Consider the following 23,201-nt stretch of genomic DNA (forward strand, 5'->3'; position numbering starts at 1 on the left):
TCATGAGAATCGGACTGGTCTGCCCGTATTCCTTCGATGCTCCTGGTGGCGTCCAAGTTCACATTACTGATTTGGCTCAAGAACTAATGCGCCGTGGTCATGAGGTCGAAGTTCTTGCCCCCGCAGGTAAAGAGACATCACTACCATCGTGGGTGACTAGTGCTGGTGAAGCAGTGCCGATTCCCTATAACGGATCCGTAGCACGTTTGAATTTCGGTGCTGTAGTCGCACGGCGAGCCCGTAAATGGCTGGAACACGGACAATTCGATCTTCTCCACATTCACGAACCCATTACCCCTTCTGTTGGCATGCTTGCGCTGCAGGCGGCAACGGGCCCCGTGGTGGCCACCTTCCACGCCTCGGTGGACCGCTCATTAGCGCGCGAGTTGATTTCCCCGGCAGCAGTGCCACTTATGGAGAAAATCACTGCACGTATTGCTGTGTCCCAGGCAGCACGTCGCACCTTGCTGCAGTATCACGAAGCAGACGCCGTAGTAATTCCCAATGGTGTTTACGTCAAGCCCTTCCAGGATGCGCCGTCCAGCCCACAATGGGTCGGCACCCCTGAGTCCCCCACTATCGCTTTTCTTGGCCGTATGGATGAATCTCGTAAGGGACTTCCCATCCTGGCTGGAGCAATCCCACACGTTCTTCGTCAAATTCCTGGCGCACGTTTTTTTATCGCAGGCCGCGGCGATGCTACAGAAGCTAAACGTGATTTGGCTCCTTACGCAGATCACGTCCAGTTCCTTGGCGGTATCACCGATGAGGAAAAAATGTCTCTTCTCTCCAGCGTCGATGCCTACATTGCTCCGCAAACTGGTGGGGAATCATTCGGCATTGTGCTCGTTGAAGGTATGGCAGCAGGAACGAACGTCATCGCCTCGAACATCCCTGCGTTCGAAGATGTTCTTGATCATGGAGCACTGGGCCACACCTTTATCAATGAAGATAGTGAAGACCTTGCACGCGTCATTATTGACACACTGACGAATATCGACGACTCAACTGCACGGCGTGCCGCCGCTGACAAAGCTGTTGGTCGTTATGACTGGTCTACCGTCACTGATTCCATTATTGATGTCTACGATATGGCCCTATCTACGGACCATTCACGGGTTACTGTGGACCCCAGTTCAGCAACTTTGCTGGGACGTTTACGAGAGGCATGGTCAGAAATGTGGGATGAGGTCGATCGATGAACGAACATATGACCACACTGATCATCGTGTTCGTCGTGGTACTCGTCATTGTGGCAGTCGTGCGTTTATATAACCGTGCCGTGCGTGTAGACCGACTTCACCATCGAGTCTTGGGAGCGCGTGCCACCCTAGATGCCATGCTTCTTTACCGTGCCACTGCGGTCCTTGAAATGCTTTCCACCGGAGTTTTCGATGGTGAAGACAAGCAGCGCCTCACCCTGGCCGCCCAGCAAGTACTTCATTGTCAACTCCCCATTGTCGAGGACAACCTCGAACCTGATGATGAGCGTACGGATATGCCACCGGTCAGTTGGGGAAGCAAACTTAATCTTCGTGTCACCTCAGCCAAGATCGAGCATGGTGAGGGTACTCATGACGCGATGAGGGAGAGGGAATCATCGCATAATTCTCCTCGCGTCACTCAAGAAAACGCCCTGACGACCCTAATTCACACCATGCTCACCCCTGAGGTTCGCCAGCGCGCAACAGCGAAGCCGGCTCAGGCTCAAGCCATCGAGAACCTCGACCGGGCCATGTACCGTCTGAACCTTGCGATGAGTTTCCACAATATGCACGTGCTTCAAGCGCAGCGTATTCGCGCTTCATGGGATGCTCGACTCTTCCACCTCGCTGGTCATGCTCCTATGCCGCAACAGTGCCACCTCGCACTAGACCATCCTGGAGAATTACCTCAGTGAGTACCATTCCCCCCTCGTACCCGCCGTCACACACTCGACAATCGTCGCCTCAAGCGTTACCGGGAATGGACTCGGCATGGCAAGCACGTCCGGGATATCAATCTGCTCCCGCAGCAACACCGATTACCTATGCACAGACCCCTTTCTGGGCTCAGCCTCAAGCTCCTCAACGTCATGAACGTGGTGACATCCTCCGCTACATTATTGGAGCTTTCGGCATCCTGGGACTCCTTGGGCTGCTCTGGCTCATTTCCTCCCAAGCAGGCTCTGCAGGCAGTACCATCCTTGCCACGGTGTTGGCTTTAGTCCCGTTAGCCATCGTGTTGGCTACTGTCCGGTGGATTGACCGCTGGGAGCCTGAACCGATAACCGTCCTTATCGTTGCGTTCCTCTGGGGAGCGGGCGTAGCCACCGTCATCTCCCTGATCGTCAATACTTCATCAGCACTAGTGGTTGCCCAACTTACTGGGGATACCACCGCAGCAGAAACCTTCTCATCCGTGGTTGCTGCGCCATTGATTGAAGAAGGTACGAAGGGGCTCGGTGTACTCATCATTTTCCTGATCTGGCGCCGTTACGTTGATGGACCGGTGGACGGTATTGTCTATGCAGCCGTTGTTGCCGCAGGTTTCGCTTTTGCTGAGAACATTCTTTACTTCGTTCAGTATCAGGATGAACTTGTCGCCACTTTTATTGCCCGTGGCATCGCTTCTCCCTTTGCCCACATTATTTTTACGTCGGTGACGGGTTTGGCTATCGGCCTCAGCGCACGTATGCGTTCACGTGTGGCCTGGTTATGGATGTGGCCGCTTGGATATATCGGTGCAGTCACTCTCCATGCCATATGGAATGGCATCGTCGCTGCGAACCCCGTGGTCATGTACTTGGTTCTCGAAGTCCCTTTGTTCTTCCTATGCGTCGGTATCGTGCTGTGGCTGCGCTGGAAAGAAAAGAATCTTATCCGTCAGCGTCTAGGTGAATATGCTCGTGCCGGTTGGTTTGTCCCGAGTGAAGTGACCATGCTGACCACAGGTTCGGGTCGTCGAAGCGCACGTACTTGGGCAAAAAGCCGGGGGCCTGAAGCGCGGAGCGCCATGAAGCAATTCCAGAACACGGCACTACGGTTGGCTCATATGCGTCAGCAAGCCATCGATGGACATGCGGGCATTGACTACCCGGTGCAAGAATCCCGTATGCTCCATTCCATTACCCAACTGCGTATGACTTTCTTGCGATAACCACACTTTTCTTATGTCCACTCACGAGCCACATTGTCACGAACCCCAGCACGTATCGTCTCCATCGCCTCAGGGCCAAGCGTTGAGTGAACTGTCTGATGTTTTCGGCGTTGACACGTCACTGCAGACACCCCTCCTCAATACGGCAGTAACTAGTGAAGATGGGCACAAGATTGGTGAAGGACTAGTACGTGATGGTGACGGCTGGCGTGATCCTTCACGAGTTCCTGCCAATTGGCGAGACCATATTGATGCCCGGGAGTGGATTCTTGGATCTGAAGGTCTGCCTGAACGGGATGCTGCCCGTGTTGTCATTATTCGACGCCGGCCCACTCATTCTTGTGCATCCCCTCATCAGAGTGCTGTAGCAGAAATAACTGCCTCTGATCTGTCAGAATCGCCTTCAACACTCCAGCCATCAAGCGGCTCCGATGCTGCAATTCACGGTGATGATCACCAGAACTCGCTGGGTGGGGAGTGGGAAGCATTCCTCGTTGAAGGCCATGATCGAGACAAACCTGAATGGCACTGGATTTTCACTGTTGGTGGCGGTTGTCAGCCTAATGAAGATACTCGTGTAGCAGCGGCCCGAGAACTTTACGAAGAAACCGGTATCACGGTCAGTCCTGACACACTCATCGGCCCTATTGCCACGCGTGACGACCTTTTCGAATTCACAAAAGTTACTGCACGTGCTCACGAGACCTTCTTCGGTCTTATCCTTCCTGACGTCACTGAATCTCATGATGATGCCTTGTATGAGATGAGTTTCTCCGGATGGACTGAACAGGAGCATGAACTTCTCGATGGCATGGCCTGGTGGAGCCCTAACGAATTGCGCGCGCATATGGCCAGTGGGCAAGACGTGTTTCCCACAGATTTGCCCGACATCATCGAACGTCTTGCTAGGGATGGACAATTAACAACATTGCAGTGAGTGTGATGTGACGGTGTGCTGCATGGTTGTTATGCGGCGTCGAACAACACCGGTGAGATGTGGAGAAGACCTCATCGTGTGCGCGAACATAGACGAGAGCGACGAACGCGGTAGAATCGCCGTAGTTCGCTGTGGATCACGGTGACTAACCCGACGAATCAGTGCGGTGGCTTTGAGTGTAACCGCCTGGTAGACGGCTGAGTCCTCCTGACATTCATCAGTGAAATACGCGCACTGTGTTGAGGTGACTGATACCCTTCCCGCCACGCCGTCTAAGCGTTGGCGTCATGGAAGTAAAGAAGCCGTGATGCGCACGCTGCGCCCTAGATCGTGAAGCAACGCAAGGAGAACACATGTCGGGTCACTCTAAATGGGCAACCACAAAGCACAAGAAGGCTGCTATTGACGCAAAACGTGGCAAACTTTTTGCCCGTTTGATTAAGAACATCGAAGTTGCAGCCCGTACTGGCGGTGGTGATCCTGCAGGTAACCCCACCCTCTTTGATGCTATCCAGAAGGCAAAGAAGAATTCCGTCCCTGCTGACAACATCACCCGCGCCGTCAAGCGTGGTTCTGGTGAAGAGGCTGGTGGTGCTGACTGGCAGACCATCATGTACGAAGGCTATGGTCCGAACGGTGTGGCTTTCCTCGTGGAGTGCTTGACCGATAATCGTAACCGCGCAGCCTCTGATGTGCGCGTTGCTTTCTCTCGCAACGGTGGCAACCTTGCAGATCCTGGTTCTGTTGCTTACAACTTCTCACGTAAGGGCGTAGTTGAGGTTGCCAAGGGCGAAGGCATTGACGAAGACTCCATTCTTATGGCCGTCCTTGATGCTGGAGCAGAAGAAGTTCTTGATATGGGAGAAAGTTTCGAAATCTATTCTGATCCCAAGGACGTCGTTGCCGTGCGTTCTGCATTGACCGACGCAGGCATGGATTACGACTCTGCCGAAGTTCAGTTCGTTGCTGGCACTAAGGTTGAAGTTGATGTGGAAGGTGCACAAAAGTGCTTCCGTCTCATCGATGCGCTCGAAGATTCTGACGATGTTCAGAACGTCTACACCTCCATGGATATGAGCCCGGAGGTAGCAGCAGAATTCGCTGAGGATGAGGACTAATACCTCTGTTTCAACACACGCCCAGGTTGCACAGCAACGCATATTCGGGATTGACCCGGGTCTGACACGCTGTGGCCTGGGCTGTGTTGATATCGACCCGCGTCGGCGTGCACGATTGGTGGCTGTCGATGTGGTCCGGACAGGGCCTCACGAATCACCTGAACAACGCCTCCTTACGGTAGCGAACGCTATTGATGAATGGATTGCCACCTACGGCCCTCATACGGTCGCCATTGAACGCGTCTTCGCTCAAGATAACCTTCGCTCCGTCATGGGTGTTGCCCAGGTAATGGGCGTGGCTATGGTGGCTGGAGCCCGTGCAGGCTTAGAAGTTGCTCTTCATACTCCCAGTGAAGTTAAAGCAGCTGTTACTGGTTCGGGTCGAGCCGAAAAGGCTCAGGTGCAGCATATGGTGGCACGTATCTTGGGGCTCGATTCCGTTCCTAAGCCTGCTGATGCCGCTGACGCGTTAGCCCTTGCTATTTGTCATGGATGGCGTGGAGGGGGAACCGGTGCTGATGGCGCTGGAGAAATGGTGTCCGCTGGTGGGTTCGTGCGAGCTAGTGCACGTACTCCCGCTCAAAAGCAGTGGGCACAAGCACAAGCAGCGGCACGCCGGACCGGGGCAGTAGACCCACGGCGCCGAGCACGCTAATCTACGAAGAGAAACGAACATCTGTTCGAATACTCTGAACTGTGCCGCTTCTTGGACTGTGTTCGTGCTAGGGGAGTGACACACCACCAACCCATACGAGGGGAATGCTGTGATCTCATCGATCCGCGGAATTGTCAGTCATGTAGGCCTGTCTACTACGACCATCGTGACCGCAACAGGTATGGGATTGACCATTTGGGCAACGCCCACTACTCTCTCTCAACTTCGTGTTGGTGGCGAAACTACTCTTCATACCGAACTTATCGTCCGTGAAGATTCCCTGACGCTCTATGGTTTCTCCGATGCTGACGAACGCGATTGCTTCACCACTCTTATGGGAGCCAAAGGGGTCGGCGCCAAACTTGCTCTCGCCATGCTTGCTGTACACACTCCCGATGCTCTTCGCCGTGCAATTGCTTCTGAAGATATTGCTGCGCTCAAGCGTGTCCCGGGGCTTGGTCCCAAGGGAGCTCAACGTGTCATCATCGATATTGGTGACAAACTTGGCCCTATTCAGGGCACTGACACTTCCGGTCAGTTAAGTGGTGCGGCGTCTTTCTCTACTCAGGCTCGCAGCGCGCAGGCAGCCTTCTCAAGCGGACAACCCCATCCTGATGTGGTGGCTGCATTGATGAATCTTGGTTGGAGTGAGGCACAGGCCGCCACCACTGTCAGCCAGGTCCAAGACACCATGGTCGCCGAAGCCGAACGCGAAGGCGCTTCGCTTCCCACCGTTAGCGATCTCCTCCGTATGTCCTTACGTTCTTTAGGAGGTGCACGTCGTGGCTGATTTCGATCCTGTGATGGGGGTAGGAGGTCTTGGGGCAGACTTAGTTCGTCCTCAGGCAGACGATCCTGAACGCGCCGCAGAAGCAGCATTACGCCCTACTAGTCTCGAAGAATTCGTTGGTCAAGATGTGGTATGCGGACAGTTATCAGTGGTCCTGAGGGCTAGTCTCAACCGTGGAAGCACTCCCGATCACGTTCTCCTTTCCGGCCCTCCCGGACTTGGCAAAACTACTCTGGCCATGATCATTGCCCACGAAGTCCATGGAGCCTTGCGCTTGACCAGTGGCCCGGCCATTGCCCATGCCGGAGATCTCGCAGCAATTCTGTCCTCACTTGAGGAGGGGGATGTGCTGTTTATCGATGAAATCCATCGTCTAGCCCGAACTGCAGAAGAAATGCTCTACCTTGCGATGGAGGACTATCGCGTTGATATCGTGGTAGGTAAAGGTCCTGGTGCAACCTCCATCCCTCTGTCGCTTCCACCTTTTACCGTCGTTGGGGCCACCACGCGCGCAGGTCTCCTCCCTGCACCGTTGCGTGACCGCTTCGGATTCACGGCGCACCTGGATTATTACGAACCTGTGGATCTAGCCAAGATTGTTATGCGTTCAGCTCGCTTGCTCGGTGTGCATCTGGAACCCGACGCGGCTGACCATCTTTCGCGTCGTTCGCGTGGAACACCGCGTATTGCCAACCGTCTAGTGCGACGAGTCCATGATTGGTCAGATGTACACGGAACCCCCGGCATACTCGACTTGTCTGCCACGAAGGAAGCACTTGACATGTTCGAAGTGGACTCCCGAGGACTTGACCGTCTCGACCGCCAAGTTCTCCAGGCATTGTGTGAACGCTTCAACGGTGGCCCCGTAGGCTTAACTACTCTCGCGGTGAGCGTAGGGGAGGAACCAGAAACTGTTGAGACGGTTGCCGAACCGTACTTGGTTCGTGAAGGATTTATGGTGCGCTCACCTCGCGGACGCATGGCTACTGTTCAAGCTTACACTCATCTTGGCTTGCCTGTGCCTGAACAATGCGGACAGTCTTGGTAAATCTCGTTTACCGCTGTTGGTCGGGTGAGGATCTGCCAGGGGCTGTGTTTCACTTTGATGCGTCTCATTGTTTTGGTTGTGGACAATAAACACGAATGGACAGAAAACGGTTAAACTGAGGTGCTGAGGAACACTCCTAATCACCGAAAGAACTTTTATGCCGTCAACTCTCGTAATCTTGGTGCTCTTCCTGCTCATGATGATGCTCATGTCCAGTTTTGCTCGCCGCCAGCAACGCAAGCTTACCGAGCAGCAAGCCCAGCAACGTGACGAAGCGTTGGTCGAAGGTAATTGGGTTCGCACCACTGCTGGTTTCTATGGACGTGTCGTTGAGGTTGATGGTGACGTGGTTACTCTCTCCACCCCTCTTGGTGATGAAACATTGTGGCAAAAGCGTGCCATCGTGTGTGCCGAAGAACCTCCCTTCGCTTCCACCCAGGACGAAATGGATGTTGCGGCTGTCGAAGAACCTGACATGGCTGAAGATGCCCTTCGTACTGACGAAGATCGCGAACCTCAGGCCTGAATTGCTGGCCACCAGTTACTGACTGTCGCAGTCACTGCTGATGCCACGCGGTGACTATCGATTATGGAAGGGACCCTCGTGTCCACCTATAAAACGAAGCACGCAGGACGTACTCTTATTGTGTTGTTCGTCCTCGTTGCGTTAGCAACAGCCGCCTTGGTTACGGGCGCTGCCACTCATCGAGCATCGCTCACACCGGGGCTTGCCCTTGATCTTGAAGGCGGAACTCAACTGATCCTCACGCCTACCACCACGGACGGCTCACAGATCACTGACGCAGATATTGATCAAGCGATCGATATTATTCGCCAACGTGTTGATGCCTCCGGTGTGGCCGAAGCAGAAATCAACCGCCAGGGCGGACAGAACATCGTAGTCTCTTTGCCTGGTAAACCGAGTCAAGAAACCTTGGATTTGGTGCGCTCTAGTGCGGTGCTTTACTTCCGTCCCGTTATTCGCGCTTACTCCAGTAGCGCCACGGCTATTGCTCAGGCTGAGAACGCTCAGATTCAGCAGGCAGGTCAGCCGGTATCCTCCGCCGCTCCAAGTGATGAAGCCTCCGTATCAGCGCCTGTACAACCAGATGCTGAGCAGACTGCTGCCGAGACTGAAGCCGTTTCTCCTGCGCCAGAGGCAACGGCACTACCCACTGTGACTGCCCAAGAGGTTGCCAACCAAATCGCTGACGTCAACCATGACGGAACCATCAGTGATGAGCCACTGCCGTCAACCTCTGATGACAATTCATCAGACAGTTGGATCAGCGAAAAGATGATCTTTGATGCGTTGATGATGGACTGCAAAGCCCCCGAAAACCTTAAGGGGGGTGCACAGGACCCTGATAAGGCCGTGATTTCTTGCTCTAAGGACGGGGACGGTGTGGTTTTCATTCTCGGTCCTGCAGACCTTAAAGGTACAGATATCACCAACGCTACGTCCGGTCTTCAGATGACCTCCCAAGGGCAGGCAACCAACACCTGGGTTGTTAACCTCACCCTGGATAAACAAGGCACTGAGATATTTGCTAACGTTTCTCAGCGCCTCATGCAGTACCGCAACTCTCCGACTGATCCTCAGAAGAACCGTTTTGCCATTGTTCTTGATGGTCTGACGGTTTCCGCTCCGGGAATCCAGTCACCTATCACTGATGGTCACGCAGAGATTTCCGGTAGTTTTACCCAAGCCTCTGCGGCAACCTTGGCTAATCAACTATCCTTCGGAAGTTTGCCACTGAACTTTACGGTTCAATCTGAACAGCAGATTTCAGCAACATTAGGCAGCGAACAACTGACCTACGGCTTGATCTCGGGACTGATCGGTTTTGCCCTTATTGTCTTGTATCTCTTGTGGCAGTACCGAGGCCTGAGCGTAGTGGCCGTGGCTAGCCTCTTTATGGCAGCGCTTATTACCTACCTCACCATTACCATTTTGTCTTGGACGATGGGTTACCGACTCAGCCTGGCAGGTGTCGCCGGTTTGATTATTTCTATCGGTATCACGATGGATTCCTTCGTCATCTACTTCGAACGTGTTCGTGATGAAGTTCGCCATGGCCGCACACTCACGGTAGCTGTTGATGAAGGTTGGGTCCACGCTCGCCGCACGATCATCGTGTCCGACGCAGTGAACATCCTTGCCGCTGTTGTCCTCTACATCTTGGCCGTGGGCGGTGTGCAGGGCTTCGCCTTTACCCTTGGTGTGACCACTGTGGTGGATCTGATCATTATCATCATGTTTACCCACCCGATGATGGTTTCTATCCTGAAGTTGCCCTTCTTCGGACAAGGCCACCGCCTTTCTGGTCTAGATCCCGAACACTTGGGGGCCTCATCCTCGGCAGTTTATGCAGCTGGACGTCAGCGTGTGGCGGACAACGTCACCATGTCCTTAGCTCGAAAGAAAGCCCTAGCTCGTGAACAGGCTAAGAAGACGCAATCCACTTCCTCCGAGCAGGATGGAGACAACGCATGAAATCCCTCGCCACACTCGGTAACGAGCTCTACGCAGGGCGCACCTCCATCCCCTTCGTAGGTAAGCGCAAACTCTGGTACATCATTGCCTCTTGCGCTATCGTCATCAGTCTTATTTGCCTGGCCACCATTGGCCTGCAGCCAGGCATTGAATTCAAGGGCGGAACCCAGGTCACCATCACCAGCGTGAAAGATCCTAAAGAAGGTCCTGCCAATGATGTATTGGCTAAAAATAACTTAGCCACGAGCGCACGCGTGAGTACTACAGGCTCATCATCTGTTCGCGTTCAGACACCGGCACTCGATGCTCAGCAACTCACCGGACTGAAAGATGAACTCGCTCAGGCCTACTCGGTGGGCTCTGACGATGTGGCTGCAACAACCATCGGTCCTTCCTGGGGTAAAGACGTTTCTGCTAAGGCATTGCGTGGCTTAGTGATCTTCTTTGTACTCGTCGGCGTACTGATCTGGGTCTACTTCCGCACTTGGAAAATGAGTGTGGCAGCATTGCTTGCCCTGACTCATGACGTGATTATCACTGTCGGTGTGTACTCCTTGTCCCGCTTCGAAGTTACTCCCGCAACCGTCATTGGCGTGCTCACTATTTTGGGTTACTCCCTCTATGACACGGTGGTGGTCTTCGACAAGATTCGTGAAAATACGGCGGACGTTCTCACCCAGAAGCGATCTACCTACGGAGAATTGGCTAACTTAGCGGTAAACCAGACCTTCGTCCGCTCTATTAATACTTCTGTTGTTGGACTGCTTCCTGTTGCCTCTATTTTGTTTATTGGCAGTGTTATTTTGGGAGCAGGAACCCTCCGCGACATTTCCCTTACCCTCTTTATTGGCATGATTGCAGGCGCAGCATCCTCGATCTTTTTAGCCACCCCACTCCTTGTCGACCTTCGCTCTCGCGAAGCAGATATCAAGGCTCACGATGAGCGCGTGCTTGAAGAACGCGGCGAACGTCGTACGCAAGCCGAAGCTCGTGGTGAAACTATTGATGACATTCCGGTTGCTGCACCGGTCCGCCCCGGCCACCACCTTGGCCATGCTGCTCAACCCAAGAGGAAGAAGAAGTCATGAGCACCCCTCAGCCTATCTCTCAGCACTTGACCGATCTCGTGCTGAACAACCTGCGTGAAATCCCTGATTTCCCTGAACCGGGAGTGCTCTTTCGAGACATTACTCCGTTGCTGGCTAACGGTGAAGCTTTCCGGGAACTCATTAGTGGTTTGGCTGATCACTACCGTGGTCGCATTGATGCCGTCGCTGGCCTGGAATCACGAGGTTTTATCCTTGCTGCGCCATTGGCAGTTTCCCTTGGTATCGGCATGATTACCGTGCGTAAGTCAGGCAAACTTCCCGGTCCAGTTATCGGGCGAGAGTACAAACTTGAGTACGGCACTGCGTGTATGGAACTACGCCCCGATTCGGTCGTTGATGGCTCTCGAGTTCTTGTGATTGACGACGTTCTTGCTACTGGTGGTACCGCAGCAGCATCCATCGAACTGCTCGAAGAGGCCGGTGCGAGCGTGGAAAGCGTCTGTATGCTCATGGAACTTCAAGCCTTGGGCGGACGCAGTAAACTCGAAGGTCGCATCATTGATGCGGTGGTGAGTTTCTGACCTTGAAATTTTTGCTCGGTGTGGGGCTGCTCTGGTGCCAAAATGCACCTGACCAGCCCCACACCAGCGTTATAGGCTCTCAACGTGTTGGTACATTGACTATGATCAGTCCATGAGTGAGAGCAAGAGCACGCAGAACACGTCCGACACTGTGGTTCCGGGATCACGTGTTCGTAGCCGTTTGGCATGGTTCGGTGCGCGGGGACACTCCACCCCACCTGCTATCGAACCGCTCTTGCGTGCCGTGCGTGCCCATCACCCTAAAGCGGACACGTCGCTCATCGTCCGTGCATATACCGTGGCCGAAAAATGTCACCAAGGTCAACGCCGTAAGAGCGGCGAACCCTACATCACTCATCCTGTCGCTGTAGCGACCATTCTTGCTGAACTGGGTATGACTCCCCAAACCCTTGCCGCAGCACTGCTCCATGACACGGTCGAGGATACAGATTTTACTCTCGATGACCTGCGCGCGGACTTTGGTGATGAAATCGCTCTTCTTGTTGACGGCGTTACCAAACTCGACAAACTCCAATATGGAGAAGCCGCACAGGCTGAAACTGTGCGCAAGATGATCGTTGCCATGAGTAAGGACATCCGCGTCCTCGTGATCAAACTTGGTGACCGTCTCCATAACGCGCGTACTTGGAAGTACGTTAACCCCGAATCTGCCGCTCGTAAAGCACGCGAAACGCTCGAAATTTATGCGCCGTTGGCTCACCGACTTGGTATGAACACCATCAAGTGGGAGCTTGAAGATCGTTCCTTCAAAGCTCTCTACCCAGGTGTCTATGAAGAAATCGAACACATGGTGGCCGAACGGGCACCTGCACGTGAAGAGTACCTTCGTGCCGTGCGTGTCCAGATCGAAGAAGATCTGCGTATCAACAAAATTAAGGGCACGGTCACGGGTCGCCCTAAGCACTATTACTCCATTTATCAAAAGATGATCGTCCGCGGTAAGGACTTTGACGACATCTACGATCTGGTTGCTGTTCGCATCATTGTGGATACGGTTCAAGATTGCTACGCCGCACTCGGCGCTATGCACGCACGCTGGACCCCTATGAGTGGGCGATTTAAGGATTACATCGCCATGCCTAAGTTCAATCTCTATCAGTCGCTTCATACGACTGTGGTTGGACCCCAGGGCAAACCCGTTGAAATTCAAATCCGTACCCATGACATGCATCGCATGGCTGAATACGGTGTGGCGGCTCACTGGAAGTACAAGGAAGATCCCAATGCTCAAGGGGCTGCGAACCTTAGCGGTCCTGCTGCTGATAGCGGTGGCTCAGAAATGGGATGGTTGCGCCAACTTGTGGATTGGCAGCGCGAAACGCAGGATCCAGCAGAATTCCTTGACTCGCTGCGCTTCGAGATGGGGGGCCAGCAGGTTTACGTCTTCACGCCTAAGGGTGACGTGGTCCAGCTACCGGCGGGCGCAACGCCTGTGGACTTCGCCTATTCCGTCCATACTGAGGTTGGTCACCGCACTGTGGGCGCCCGTGTCAATGGACGCCTCGTTCCTCTTGATTCTCACCTCGACAACGGTGACACGGTGGAAGTCTTCACCTCGAAGGCTGATAATGCTGGCCCCAGCCGCGACTGGCTGAGTTTCGTTGTCTCTCCGCGTGCTCGCTCCAAGATTAAAGCCTGGTTTTCCAAAGAGCGTCGTGAGGAAGCTATCGAAGAAGGAAAGGCTCAAATTGCTCGCCTCATGCGCAAGCAGAACTTGCCTCTTCAGCGCCTGATTAATCATGACTCTCTAATGGACGTGGCTACCACCCTGGATAAGCAGGACGTGGATGGTCTTTACGCTGCTGTTGGTGAAGGCCATATCTCCGCTCAGCATGTGGTTAAGACCCTCGTTGCTTCTATGGGCGGCGAAGCGGGTACAGAAGAAACCCTCGCCGAAGGAACCCTACCCAGTAAGAGCATCGGCTCACGCACTAATTCTCAAGATTTTAGTGGTGTTGTAGTTGCTGGAATGGATGCCGGTGACGTCTACGTGAAACTCGCCCGTTGCTGCACACCTATGCCCGGTGACCCGATTGTCGGTTTCATTACTCGCGGATCAGGCATTTCCGTCCATCGTGAAGACTGCCAGAATATGGAGACTTTGCGTGGTGAGCCTGAACGCATCGTTGATGTGTCCTGGTCCTCCACTTCTCATTCTGCTTTCCTTGTTCAACTTGAGGTGGAAGCACTTGATCGTGGCGGTCTCCTTGCTGATATGACCCGTGTGTTGGCTGATAACCATGTCAACCTCATAAGCGCCTCGATGTCTTCTACACGTGATCGTGTGGCTACTGGCCGCTTCGTTGTGGAATTGGCAGACGCCGCACATTTGGAACATACACTCAACTCGCTTAGGCGCATTGATGGCGTGTTCAATGCACGGCGCCATTAATTCATCTTTTGAGGGCAGATTCACTGTCACAGTGGTTTGTTGAGAGGCACTGTGATGTGAAACGCCGGCACCCTGCATGGGTGCCGGCGTTTAGCGTTGAATGATCGCGCACTGCTTGATTGCGCCAACCCCTATGATCCAAACAACTAAGGGGTTACAGTGACTGCTCTCCTCCGTAGACCTTGGCTTCAGCCAGATAAGGGTTTGCGTGATGCTCGTGTTTCATTGTGGTGATTGCACCATGACCAGGAAGGAGAATCGTTGAAGGGCTCACTGCTTGAGCCAGGAAACGCAAGGTAGCCATCATTTGTACCTGATCACCACCCGGCAGGTCAGTACGGCCCACAGCGCCCTTAAAAATTACATCGCCATCAAGAGCAAATAGTTCAGGAGCAGAATCGTCAGCCTCAACCTCAGCCTCAATGAGCATGCCATCATCATCAAGGCTGCCTTCAAAGAAAATCAACGAGGAACCTTCGGTGTGTCCTGGAGCGGGAACAGCGCGCATTGCAATGCCATCGACGAGTTCTTCAGCCTGAGTAAACATGCTCTGGGGGAGTGGCCGCACATCATCAGGTTTTACCCATTCACTCCCGGCCATTTGGGGGAAGGTAGCACCGAATGTGCGAGCGCCGCCGGTGTAGGTGTGAGGAGCATCGAGGCGATAGAGGTCTGGCTCAGGGATGTAGACCGGAATGGTGGTGTGACCGGGAGGCAACAACTGGGCGTCGGCACACAAGGAGATTAAACGAGCCGTGTCCCAACAATGATCAGCGTGACCATGAGTGAGCAGGACACAGCCTAAGGTCAACTGATGTGAACGAAGCAAAGCTACGGCTCCAGCAGCACTACCAGCACCAGGATCCACCACAATGGCCTGTGAGCCATTCTTTGGGGCAATCACATAGCAATTTGCAGCAAAAACCGGGGCGATCGTGCGTTCAATAATCATGTCCTAAGCATACGTGCGTCAGGCAGTGGATAAACAACGATTTATGTGCAGCCCACACAAAAAACCCGTAAACTTCCTGGGGAATGGACCTTCCTTAGTCCATCACCTCACTACAATCCACCCAGTATGACTGGGCGAGAACGGAAGTGCCTGAACATTAGGCATATCCCCGTCAAATGAAGGAGCGCACCGTGACCGATAATCTCGAGTCCGTAACCGAGCCCACCGAGGCTCCTCAGACCACACCGGAAGCCCCCGTGCAGCCTGAGACTGCCGAAGCTGTCCAGCCCGAGCCTGCTGTTCAAGAAAGCCAGGAGACGGTAGCACTTGACGCGGCGGCCACCGAGAATGCTGCAGAAACTCTTGCTCCCGGCGCTGCCGCCCAGCAGGATGACACCGCCCATCAGGAGCAGGCTGAGCAGAGCGAGGAAACCTCAGAGGAATCTGCCGGTAGCCAGGCACCAACTCCCAATGCCATTCGCAGCGGTGAAGCCGATGAAGCGGAGAAGAACGCCAATCGTGTCGCTCCTCCCATTGACCCCGAAGAAGCACTTGACGCTTCCAAATGGGGCCGTGTTGACGGCGAAGGCAACGTTTACGTGCAGGATGCTGACGGTGAACGCATCGTTGGTCAGTTCAAGGATGTTCCGGTCGCAGAAGCCATGGCTCTCTACATTCGCCGCTTCCTTGATCTCAAGGCGCAGGTCACCCTGTTCGCCACTCGCCTTCCCCAGTTGAGCGTGAAGGAAATCGATTCCACTATCGCCACTTTGGATGAAGCACTCAAGGAGCCCGCAGCAGTCGGCGACCTTGATGGTCTTCGCGCGAGTTTCCAAGCCCTTAAGGGGGTAGCAAGCGAACGCCGTGCAGCCGTGGCCGCAGAGCGCGCTGCCCTTAAGGAAGTGGCATTGGCACAGCGCACTGCGCTGGTCGAGCGTGCTGAAGCGATTGCGGCTCAGGATCCTGCACGAACCCAGTGGAAGTCTTCCTCCACCGAACTGCGTGAGTTGCTTGAACAATGGAAGGAGGCTCAGCGTCGCGGACCGCGCCTGGATCGTCCCACTGAAGATGCTCTATGGAAGCGCTTTAGCCACTCCCGAACCGCTTTCGACCGCCATCGTCGCCAGTTCTTCAGCGAACTCGACGCCAAACAGGCACAGGTCAAGGCCGCTAAGGAAGCCCTCATCAAGCGTGCTGAAGAACTTCAAAACTCTACCGACTGGGGTCCGACCTCAGTTAAGTACCGCGAACTTATGGAAGAGTGGAAGAAAGCTGGACGAGCCTCCCGCAAGGAAGATGATGCACTGTGGGCACGCTTCCGCGCTGCTCAGCAGGTCTTCTATGACGCACGTCGCGCTAAGGATGAAGCCACCGACGCTGAGTACGAGGCGAACCTTAAAGTCAAGGAAGAACTCCTCGTCAAGGCAGAAGCACTCCTGCCCATCAAGGACCTCAAGGCCACTAAGCGAGCCCTTCGTCCCATCCAGGATGCATGGGACGAAGCAGGCCGTGTGCCTCGCGCGCACGTTCGTCGCATCGAAGGGCGCATGCGTGCTGTGGAAGATGCTGTTCGCGAAGCAGAACAGGCCGAATGGCGCCGTAGCGATCCTGAGACTAAGGCTCGTGCCGAAGGTCTAGCGGGACAGTTACAGGATTCCATCGCCTCCCTGGAAAAGGATCTTGAAAAAGCTAAAGCCAAGGGTGACGAAAAGGGCATTGCCGAAGCAGAGGCAGCTCTGACCGCACGCAAGGCATGGCTTGAGCAGGTTTTGCGTTCTGCGCAGGCCTAAGTCATGTGACGTCTCGTATTCTTCTCACCTGATTGCTGAGAATCCATTGCGTGATTCCCTGTCAATAGCGGGCGGTCATGGAATGAATGAGGATTCATCGGTAACAATGTGAGACATGATTTCATCGGTGGGGGTGCCAACCTGATGGTTGGCACCCCCACCGATGTCTCTGGGACACAGGGAGTTGGGGCATATTCGTTTCCAATCGCTGGCAGCCTTAGTGTTTCGCAAGGCAGTGTTGAGATTGGGGAGGAGTTATCCACAGTTTTTGCTGAATTTTGGCGAATGCATTCGACGTAGCCAGCAAGTTTATACGCTGTCGTTATGAGCCCACTAACTCCTGGACACTCACGAAACTTTGAACACTCACGAGTTGCTAAATGCACTCGCTTTTCTGATGACAATCAATTTTCTGAACTGTATCAACTCTCTAAACACGCCAGAATCTTAGAAAATCCTCGAATTCTTGACCGCTGCCCAGATGTGCACCATAGTGATGAATTTCGAAGCCTCGCGCCTTCAAGTGTGTGGGCACTGAACTATTGGAACACTCCACCTTGTCAGCATTACCTCGATACCACCAGTGATGAGACCACTGTGTTGTCTGTTGACACGGACACGTTATCGCGGTGCTACCGCCTGGGACACTTCCTCATTCCTCACGAGCAGTGTCGAACACCTGAACAGCGATGGCGCGCACTCGATACTCTCATCGGCCCAATGCTTGATAAGAACACCACAATGTGCGGGCGAACCGCCCTCTGGATACACATGGGAACCGCCCAGAACGTCCCTCTTGATTTTTCCCATCCCCGTGGCAGGGGAGTAGTCGATGGGCATGATGTGCGCCGCCACCATCATGAGGAGGATGAATGCGAAAGACTGCCACGCGGCGTCGTTCTTCCCTGTTTGTCACTGACCTATGCCGCAATTGAAACTGCCTGCTGCGCATCCCCTTCTCAAGCCATCACCACCTTGCTGCTTGCGCGCGACTATGGAAGCACGATTGAGGAACTTGACGCGGCCGCGCATGAGATTCACATACGCCCAGGACTTCCCTCTGTTCGGCGCATCATTAACCAGTTGCGGCAGTTGGATGTATCGCGCTCCAATGTCTCGTGATGAGGACAAGACGTGAGAGAATGCCCCCATGGCCAAAGCATCATTGTCTGGATTCCCTGAATGGTTACCTACAGGGCGCATTATCGAACAATCGTTCCTTGATACGCTGCGCGAAACCTTTGAACGTCACGGTTTTAGCTCGATTGAAACTCGTGCAGTAGAACCCTTAAGCGAACTTACCCGCAAAGGCGAAACCAGCAAAGAGGTCTATCTTCTCTCACGCCTCCAGGCAGAACCTGGTCAAGAAGACCACGATCCTCGCAAACAACTTGGTCTTCACTTCGATCTCACGGTGCCCTTTGCGCGCTATGTGCTTGAACATGCCGGCCAGTTGAACTTCCCGTTTAAGCGCTACCAGATTCAAAAAGTTTGGCGTGGTGAACGTCCTCAAGAAGGCCGCTTCCGCGAATTCATCCAAGCAGATATTGACGTTGTTGGTGATGGCACTTTGCCGTTGCACTATGACGCAGAACTGCCCCTCATCATGCATGAGGCGCTGAGCACCCTGCCCATTCCAGCGGTAGTTCTCCATATTTCCAATCGGAAAGTTGCCCAGGGCTTCTACGAAGCCATTGGCCTGAATGATGATCAAATGGTGGAAGTGCTCCGCGTCGTGGATAAACTCGACAAGATCGGTGCCGAAGCTGTTGCTGCGGAACTCGTTGACTCGGTGGGGACTACCCCTGAGCAGGCTCAACGAGCTCTGCAACTAGCCGAAATCATCAGCGATAATCCTGATGAGATTGAACAGGCAGTCGCTCAAGCCCTTAACGGCACTGAGCCGACCGAACTACTCACTGAAGGCTTGGGAGAACTGCGTCACGTTATCGAAACTGCAGCACGCCGCCGACCCGGTGCCGTGGTCGCTGATCTCAAGATCGCTCGCGGTTTGGATTACTACACCGGCACGGTCTACGAATCTGTCCTCGTTGGCCATGAAGATCTTGGTTCCATTTGCTCGGGCGGTCGTTACGATTCTCTCGCCTCCAACGGCAAGCGCACCTTCCCCGGTGTGGGGCTATCTATCGGCGTTTCCCGTTTGCTTGCCCGCATTGTGGGCGCAGGACTCGTGCAGAGTTCTCGTCCCGTGCCCACCTGTGTCTTAGTGGCCGTGGTCGATGAAGAGCAGCGCGCCGTCTCCGATTCTGTGGCAGATCAACTGCGAGCACGCGGTATTAGCGCTGATGTTTCTCCTAGCGCAGCCAAGTTCGGCAAGCAGATTAAGTTTGCTGACAAGCGTGGCATTCCCTTCGTTTGGTTCCCTGGAACAGAAGGTGACACAGACTCGGTGAAGGATATCCGTACCGGTCAGCAGGATGATGCTGACGCAGCCACCTGGCAGCCACCGGCTGAGGATCTTCACCCCCGTGTCTTCGCTGTTGAACATGAGGCAATCGGCCACATGGGACAAGGACAGTAACCATGAGCGAGTACGGGCATGTGCCTGCTCCGCAGGGATACGGAATCGTTCCGTCCTCTCCCCAAACAGTTAATTCTGCTGCCTCTGTTGGAGCAAGCGCAGCCCTCGAACGGATGGCTCATGATCTCCGTTCGCTCACGCTGCCTTATGAGATAGCAGGCACCCAGGTGGCAATGGACGAAGCACGCGTTTTGTCCACCCAGGTCACCGACTACATCGTCCCGCGCCTGAAATCTATTGACGCGCCCCTTCTGGCAGTAGTCGGTGGCTCGACCGGCGCGGGAAAGTCCACTCTGGTGAACTCCATTCTCCAGATGACGCTCACATCCTCATCAGCGATCCGTCCGACCACGCGTCGCCCTCTTCTGGTGCATTCACCTCACGATGCACCATGGTTTGAGGGAGACCGAGTCTTGGCTAGCCTTGCTCGCGTTCGAGTTGATTCCTCTGCTCCTCCCACCCCACCTATGGAGATCGGTCCTGCCGGTGGTATTCGTGAGGTAGAGATACGCTCTAGCCAGGCGCTACCGCCTGGTCTTGCTCTTCTTGATGCACCAGACGTGGACAGTGTGGTTGACGATAACCGCGACCTTGCCACGCTTCTTCTTGCCAGTGCAGACCTGTGGCTGTTCGTCACCACTGCAGCTCGCTATGCCGACGCTGTACCTTGGCAACATCTTCATGAAGCAGCACAGCGCAACATCGTGGTGGCTATCATTCTTGACCGCGTTCCGCCGGGTGTAGAAAACGACATTCGCGCGGACCTCCGCAATCGACTTAACGCTGCTGGCCTGGACCAAGCCCCCATTTTTGTGGTGCCTGAAGCACGCCTTGATGAGCGTGGCATGCTTCCGGACCAGTACATTGTTCCCATTCGTCATTGGCTCACTACATTGGCTGACGACGCCGCAGCGCGCAGTGCTGTAGCGGTGCGTAGCGTAGTAGGTGCTGTGGAATCGAGTGTGAATCGTTCCGGCGTTCTTATCGACATCGTGCGCCGTCATGAAGAAGCCCGTGACGAACTCATTGCTGCAGCTACGCAGGCCCATGAAGATGCCATTGCTCGTTGTGATGCCGCAACCAGTGACGGCACACTGCTGCGTGGTGAAGTCCTTGCACGCTGGCAGGAATACGTGGGAACAGGAGAATTCTTCCGATCTCTCGAAGCGCAAGTTGGCCACTGGCGTGATCGCTTGGGGGCAGCACTGCGCGGCAAGCCCGCTCCTGAACGCCAGGTGGAAGACGCGATTGAATCCGGCCTACTTACCCTCGCACTAGCAGAAACCGCTCGGGCAACTGCCCAAACGGAACGAGCCTGGCGCCGCCTAGGCACAGCCCCTGAAGCCACGGCCGCCCTGAACAACGTTCTTCCCAGCGAAGAACAACTGACCGCTCAAGTTTCCGAAGCCATCCGCCAATGGCAAGGATCTGTGCTCGCGATGGTGCGTAGTGAAGGCGCAGACAAGCGCTTTACTGCACGCCTGCTGTCCGCTGGCATTAACGGCGTAGGCGTGGCCCTGATGATTGTGGTCTTCGCTCATACTGGTGGTTTGACCGGCGGTGAAATTGGCATCGCCGGCGGAACAGCAGTGGTTGCCCAACGCATGCTGGAAGCTGTATTCGGTGATCAAGCAATGCGCTCTATGGCTGAACGCGCACGTGCCGATCTCACCTCACGTATCCGCGCCCTGGCCGAACAGCGCCTTGCAGCAACGCTCAGCGTGCTCCCCACGATTAACCCCTCATCCGGTGAACTTCACCAGACCATCACCGAGGCCATCACGAGCATCGAAGGGCTAGTCAATGACTGAGAACACCGACCGTAGCCTCGAGCCCCTCACCACTGAAGGTGAAGAGTTGCCTTCACAAGAACTCGCGCGCACCGATGAGGACATCATGCGCAACCCCACTGCTGACATGCCTATCGTCAGTTCTCACCACGCACCCAAACAAGGAATTATGGCTCGTTCAGCATCCGCCGGACAGTCCATGATGAAGAAACTCCTGGGACGTGAAGACCACGTGATGAGCGTGGACGAATCACTGACGACCCTGGCTACCGTGGTGGAAATGGGACGCAGGCGCCTGACTCCTGAACAACTGGCACCAGCCATCGATGTGCTCTCCCGCGCCAAAGCACGCCGCGATTTAGCTCCGGACGTGACCGTAGTGGCGCTCCTCGGTGCCACCGGTAGCGGAAAATCAACACTTTTCAACGCCATTATGGGCGCTGAAGTGGCACGCAGCGCAGTCACTCGCCCCACTACCACGCGTCCTCTGGCAGCGGTACCAACTCCCAGTGACCCCACGTCTACCCAGGTTCCCGCATTGCTGGACTGGCTGGGCGTTGATGACCGTGTTGAGATTCCTTCCACCGCTGCTGTGCGCCAAGGCGTGGTGGTCATGGACTTGCCTGACATTGACTCCACGGACGCCACGAACCGCCAAATTGCCAACCATATGGCTGGACACGTGGACGTGCTCGTCTGGGTACTTGATCCCCAAAAATATGCAGACGCCGTGGTGCACAAGCAGTATCTCGCACCCATGTCCCGTCACGCTGGCGTGACCATCGTGGTGCTCAACCAGGCCGATCGCCTCACCTACGACGAAACTCAAGAAGTTCTCAACCACTGCTCCACACTGCTGCACGACGATGGACTCGATGACGTTCCGCTCCTGGCCGTTAGTGCACGGACCGGCGCGGGCGTTGACCATCTGACTCAAGCAATTGATGACGTGGTCACGTCCAAGGCTGCTGCAGGGGAGAGGCTGATGGCTGACGCTCATGCTGTGGCTGAACGTCTGGCCAAAAATGTGGGTATTCGTAGCAGTGAAGCCCAACGCATCGACATGGGGTCCAATTCCACGGCACGCGAAGAAATGGTTAACGCTGCAGCCACAGCAGCTGGAGTGGAAACTGTTGTCCGTGCAGTGGAACAGTCCATGAAACTTCGCGCCTCGCACCGCATTGGTTGGTTACCCATCCGCTGGGTGAATTCCTTCCGCTCTGACCCGTTGCGTACCCTCCACCTTGCTTCACCCAAGGCACGCACCAAGGACGTAGGAGGCTCAGACATTGAAGCCCCCTCCATCACCTCCCTGCCCTCTGCCTCACCTGTCGCTGCACGAGCACTGGAAGGCTCTCTGGGAACATGGGCCATGCGAGCCGTGGCAGACATTCCCCATCAATGGGGCGGCACCATCGTTGACGACGTTCGCGATAACGTCACGCGACTTCCTGGATTGCTTGACGTAGCCGTTGCATCCACGGATCTTGAACAAGGCAAGCGCCCCTGGTGGTGGTCCGTGATGAACTTCCTGCAGTGGATTTCCCTGCTCACCGCTGTTGTCGGTGCAGGATGGCTGGGAACCCTTGCCGTCATGGATCGCGTGTTCCTCAAGCCCGGCCCCATGCCACCAGAAATTGGACCTCTGCCATGGCCCACGGCCCTCCTTCTGGGAGGGCTCGCCCTGGGTATTCTCTTGTGGCTGCTAGCAACACCGTTGTCGATTCTCAGTGCGCGCCGGCGTGCCTCACGCTGCAGGAAGCGCCTACGCAGCGCAGTCGACAAGTGCGTGGAAACCGCCATCATTCAGCCCTTGACCGCGGATATCGAAGAATACGAACAGTTCCGCGCATCAGTAACCACATTGGCTGGAGTACACACCTCGTAAAACGAGGCTGAAC

19 protein-coding genes are annotated in these 23,201 nt (G+C 54.9%); 18 read left to right on the forward strand and 1 reads right to left on the reverse strand.

Annotation, left to right across the window (positions count from 1 at the left end):
• The first annotated feature begins 2 nt into the window (after positions 1-2).
• The 13 genes from A9753_RS04210 (at position 3) to A9753_RS04270 (ending at position 14,226) form a co-directional block, all read left to right on the forward strand.
• Positions 3-1,202 carry a glycosyltransferase family 4 protein gene (locus tag A9753_RS04210; RefSeq protein WP_067780791.1) on the forward strand — a complete coding sequence of 400 codons (1,200 nt, stop codon included), beginning with the start codon at positions 3-5 and terminating at the stop codon, positions 1,200-1,202.
• Positions 1,199-1,900: a hypothetical protein gene (locus A9753_RS04215; RefSeq protein WP_067780794.1), complete on the forward strand. Its 702-nt coding sequence runs from the start codon at positions 1,199-1,201 to the stop codon at positions 1,898-1,900. Before A9753_RS04210 ends, A9753_RS04215 begins: the two co-directional genes overlap by 4 nt.
• The gene (locus tag A9753_RS04220; protein ID WP_245637360.1) at positions 1,897-3,138 is read left to right on the forward strand and encodes a PrsW family intramembrane metalloprotease; all 1,242 of its coding nucleotides are present in this window, start codon (positions 1,897-1,899) and stop codon (positions 3,136-3,138) included. Before A9753_RS04215 ends, A9753_RS04220 begins: the two co-directional genes overlap by 4 nt.
• Positions 3,139-3,220: 82 nt before the next feature.
• On the forward strand, positions 3,221-4,075 hold the full coding sequence (locus A9753_RS04225) for an NUDIX hydrolase (protein WP_067780799.1): 855 nt from the start codon (positions 3,221-3,223) through the stop codon (positions 4,073-4,075).
• A 353-nt stretch (positions 4,076-4,428) separates the two neighbouring features.
• Positions 4,429-5,193 (forward strand): YebC/PmpR family DNA-binding transcriptional regulator, encoded by a 765-nt coding sequence (locus A9753_RS04230; protein WP_067780802.1) that lies wholly within the window; start codon positions 4,429-4,431, stop codon positions 5,191-5,193.
• Entirely contained in the window at positions 5,183-5,848 is a 666-nt protein-coding gene (gene ruvC / locus A9753_RS04235; protein WP_083090295.1) for a crossover junction endodeoxyribonuclease RuvC, read from the forward strand. The genes A9753_RS04230 and ruvC overlap by 11 nt, the downstream gene beginning before the upstream one ends.
• 109 nt (positions 5,849-5,957) lie before the next feature.
• Complete coding sequence (ruvA, locus tag A9753_RS04240; RefSeq protein WP_067780805.1) at positions 5,958-6,638, forward strand: Holliday junction branch migration protein RuvA; 681 nt, start codon at positions 5,958-5,960, stop codon at positions 6,636-6,638.
• Between the two features lie 13 nt (positions 6,639-6,651).
• A complete protein-coding gene (gene ruvB / locus A9753_RS04245) occupies positions 6,652-7,686 on the forward strand; it encodes a Holliday junction branch migration DNA helicase RuvB (RefSeq protein ID WP_067781139.1) in 1,035 nt (344 codons plus the stop codon).
• A 157-nt stretch (positions 7,687-7,843) separates the two neighbouring features.
• Positions 7,844-8,212, forward strand: a complete 369-nt coding sequence (locus A9753_RS04250; protein ID WP_067780808.1) for a preprotein translocase subunit YajC — start codon at positions 7,844-7,846, stop codon at positions 8,210-8,212.
• A 78-nt stretch (positions 8,213-8,290) separates the two neighbouring features.
• A complete protein-coding gene (secD, locus tag A9753_RS04255; protein WP_067780811.1) occupies positions 8,291-10,183 on the forward strand; it encodes a protein translocase subunit SecD in 1,893 nt (630 codons plus the stop codon).
• Positions 10,180-11,271: a protein translocase subunit SecF gene (gene secF, locus A9753_RS04260; protein WP_067780814.1), complete on the forward strand. Its 1,092-nt coding sequence runs from the start codon at positions 10,180-10,182 to the stop codon at positions 11,269-11,271. Before secD ends, secF begins: the two co-directional genes overlap by 4 nt.
• Positions 11,268-11,813 carry an adenine phosphoribosyltransferase gene (locus A9753_RS04265; RefSeq protein WP_067780817.1) on the forward strand — a complete coding sequence of 182 codons (546 nt, stop codon included), beginning with the start codon at positions 11,268-11,270 and terminating at the stop codon, positions 11,811-11,813. Before secF ends, A9753_RS04265 begins: the two co-directional genes overlap by 4 nt.
• Before the next feature lie 112 nt (positions 11,814-11,925).
• Positions 11,926-14,226, forward strand: a complete 2,301-nt coding sequence (locus A9753_RS04270; RefSeq protein WP_067780820.1) for a RelA/SpoT family protein — start codon at positions 11,926-11,928, stop codon at positions 14,224-14,226.
• Positions 14,227-14,380: 154 nt separating this feature from the next.
• Here the strand turns inward: A9753_RS04270 and A9753_RS04275 are convergent, their stop codons facing one another.
• A complete protein-coding gene (locus tag A9753_RS04275) occupies positions 14,381-15,178 on the reverse strand; it encodes an MBL fold metallo-hydrolase (protein WP_067780823.1) in 798 nt (265 codons plus the stop codon).
• A gap of 176 nt (positions 15,179-15,354) precedes the next feature.
• Between A9753_RS04275 and A9753_RS04280 the strand changes: the two genes are divergently transcribed.
• The 5 genes from A9753_RS04280 to A9753_RS04300 all read left to right on the forward strand — a co-directional run bounded on the left by A9753_RS04280 (position 15,355) and on the right by A9753_RS04300 (position 23,188).
• Positions 15,355-16,968 (forward strand): DUF349 domain-containing protein, encoded by a 1,614-nt coding sequence (locus A9753_RS04280; protein ID WP_067780826.1) that lies wholly within the window; start codon positions 15,355-15,357, stop codon positions 16,966-16,968.
• A gap of 324 nt (positions 16,969-17,292) precedes the next feature.
• Complete coding sequence (locus tag A9753_RS04285) at positions 17,293-18,090, forward strand: hypothetical protein (RefSeq protein ID WP_141673302.1); 798 nt, start codon at positions 17,293-17,295, stop codon at positions 18,088-18,090.
• A 28-nt stretch (positions 18,091-18,118) separates the two neighbouring features.
• On the forward strand, positions 18,119-19,510 hold the full coding sequence (hisS, locus tag A9753_RS04290; protein ID WP_067780832.1) for a histidine--tRNA ligase: 1,392 nt from the start codon (positions 18,119-18,121) through the stop codon (positions 19,508-19,510).
• Between the two features lie 2 nt (positions 19,511-19,512).
• Complete coding sequence (locus tag A9753_RS04295; RefSeq protein ID WP_067780835.1) at positions 19,513-21,321, forward strand: dynamin family protein; 1,809 nt, start codon at positions 19,513-19,515, stop codon at positions 21,319-21,321.
• The gene (locus A9753_RS04300; protein ID WP_083090296.1) at positions 21,314-23,188 is read left to right on the forward strand and encodes a GTPase; all 1,875 of its coding nucleotides are present in this window, start codon (positions 21,314-21,316) and stop codon (positions 23,186-23,188) included. The genes A9753_RS04295 and A9753_RS04300 overlap by 8 nt, the downstream gene beginning before the upstream one ends.
• Positions 23,189-23,201 lie beyond the last annotated feature (13 nt).

Origin of the sequence: Actinomyces vulturis (assembly GCF_001687305.1) — a bacterium.
In the GTDB taxonomy this organism is placed as follows: Bacteria; Actinomycetota; Actinomycetes; order Actinomycetales; family Actinomycetaceae; genus Actinomyces; species Actinomyces vulturis.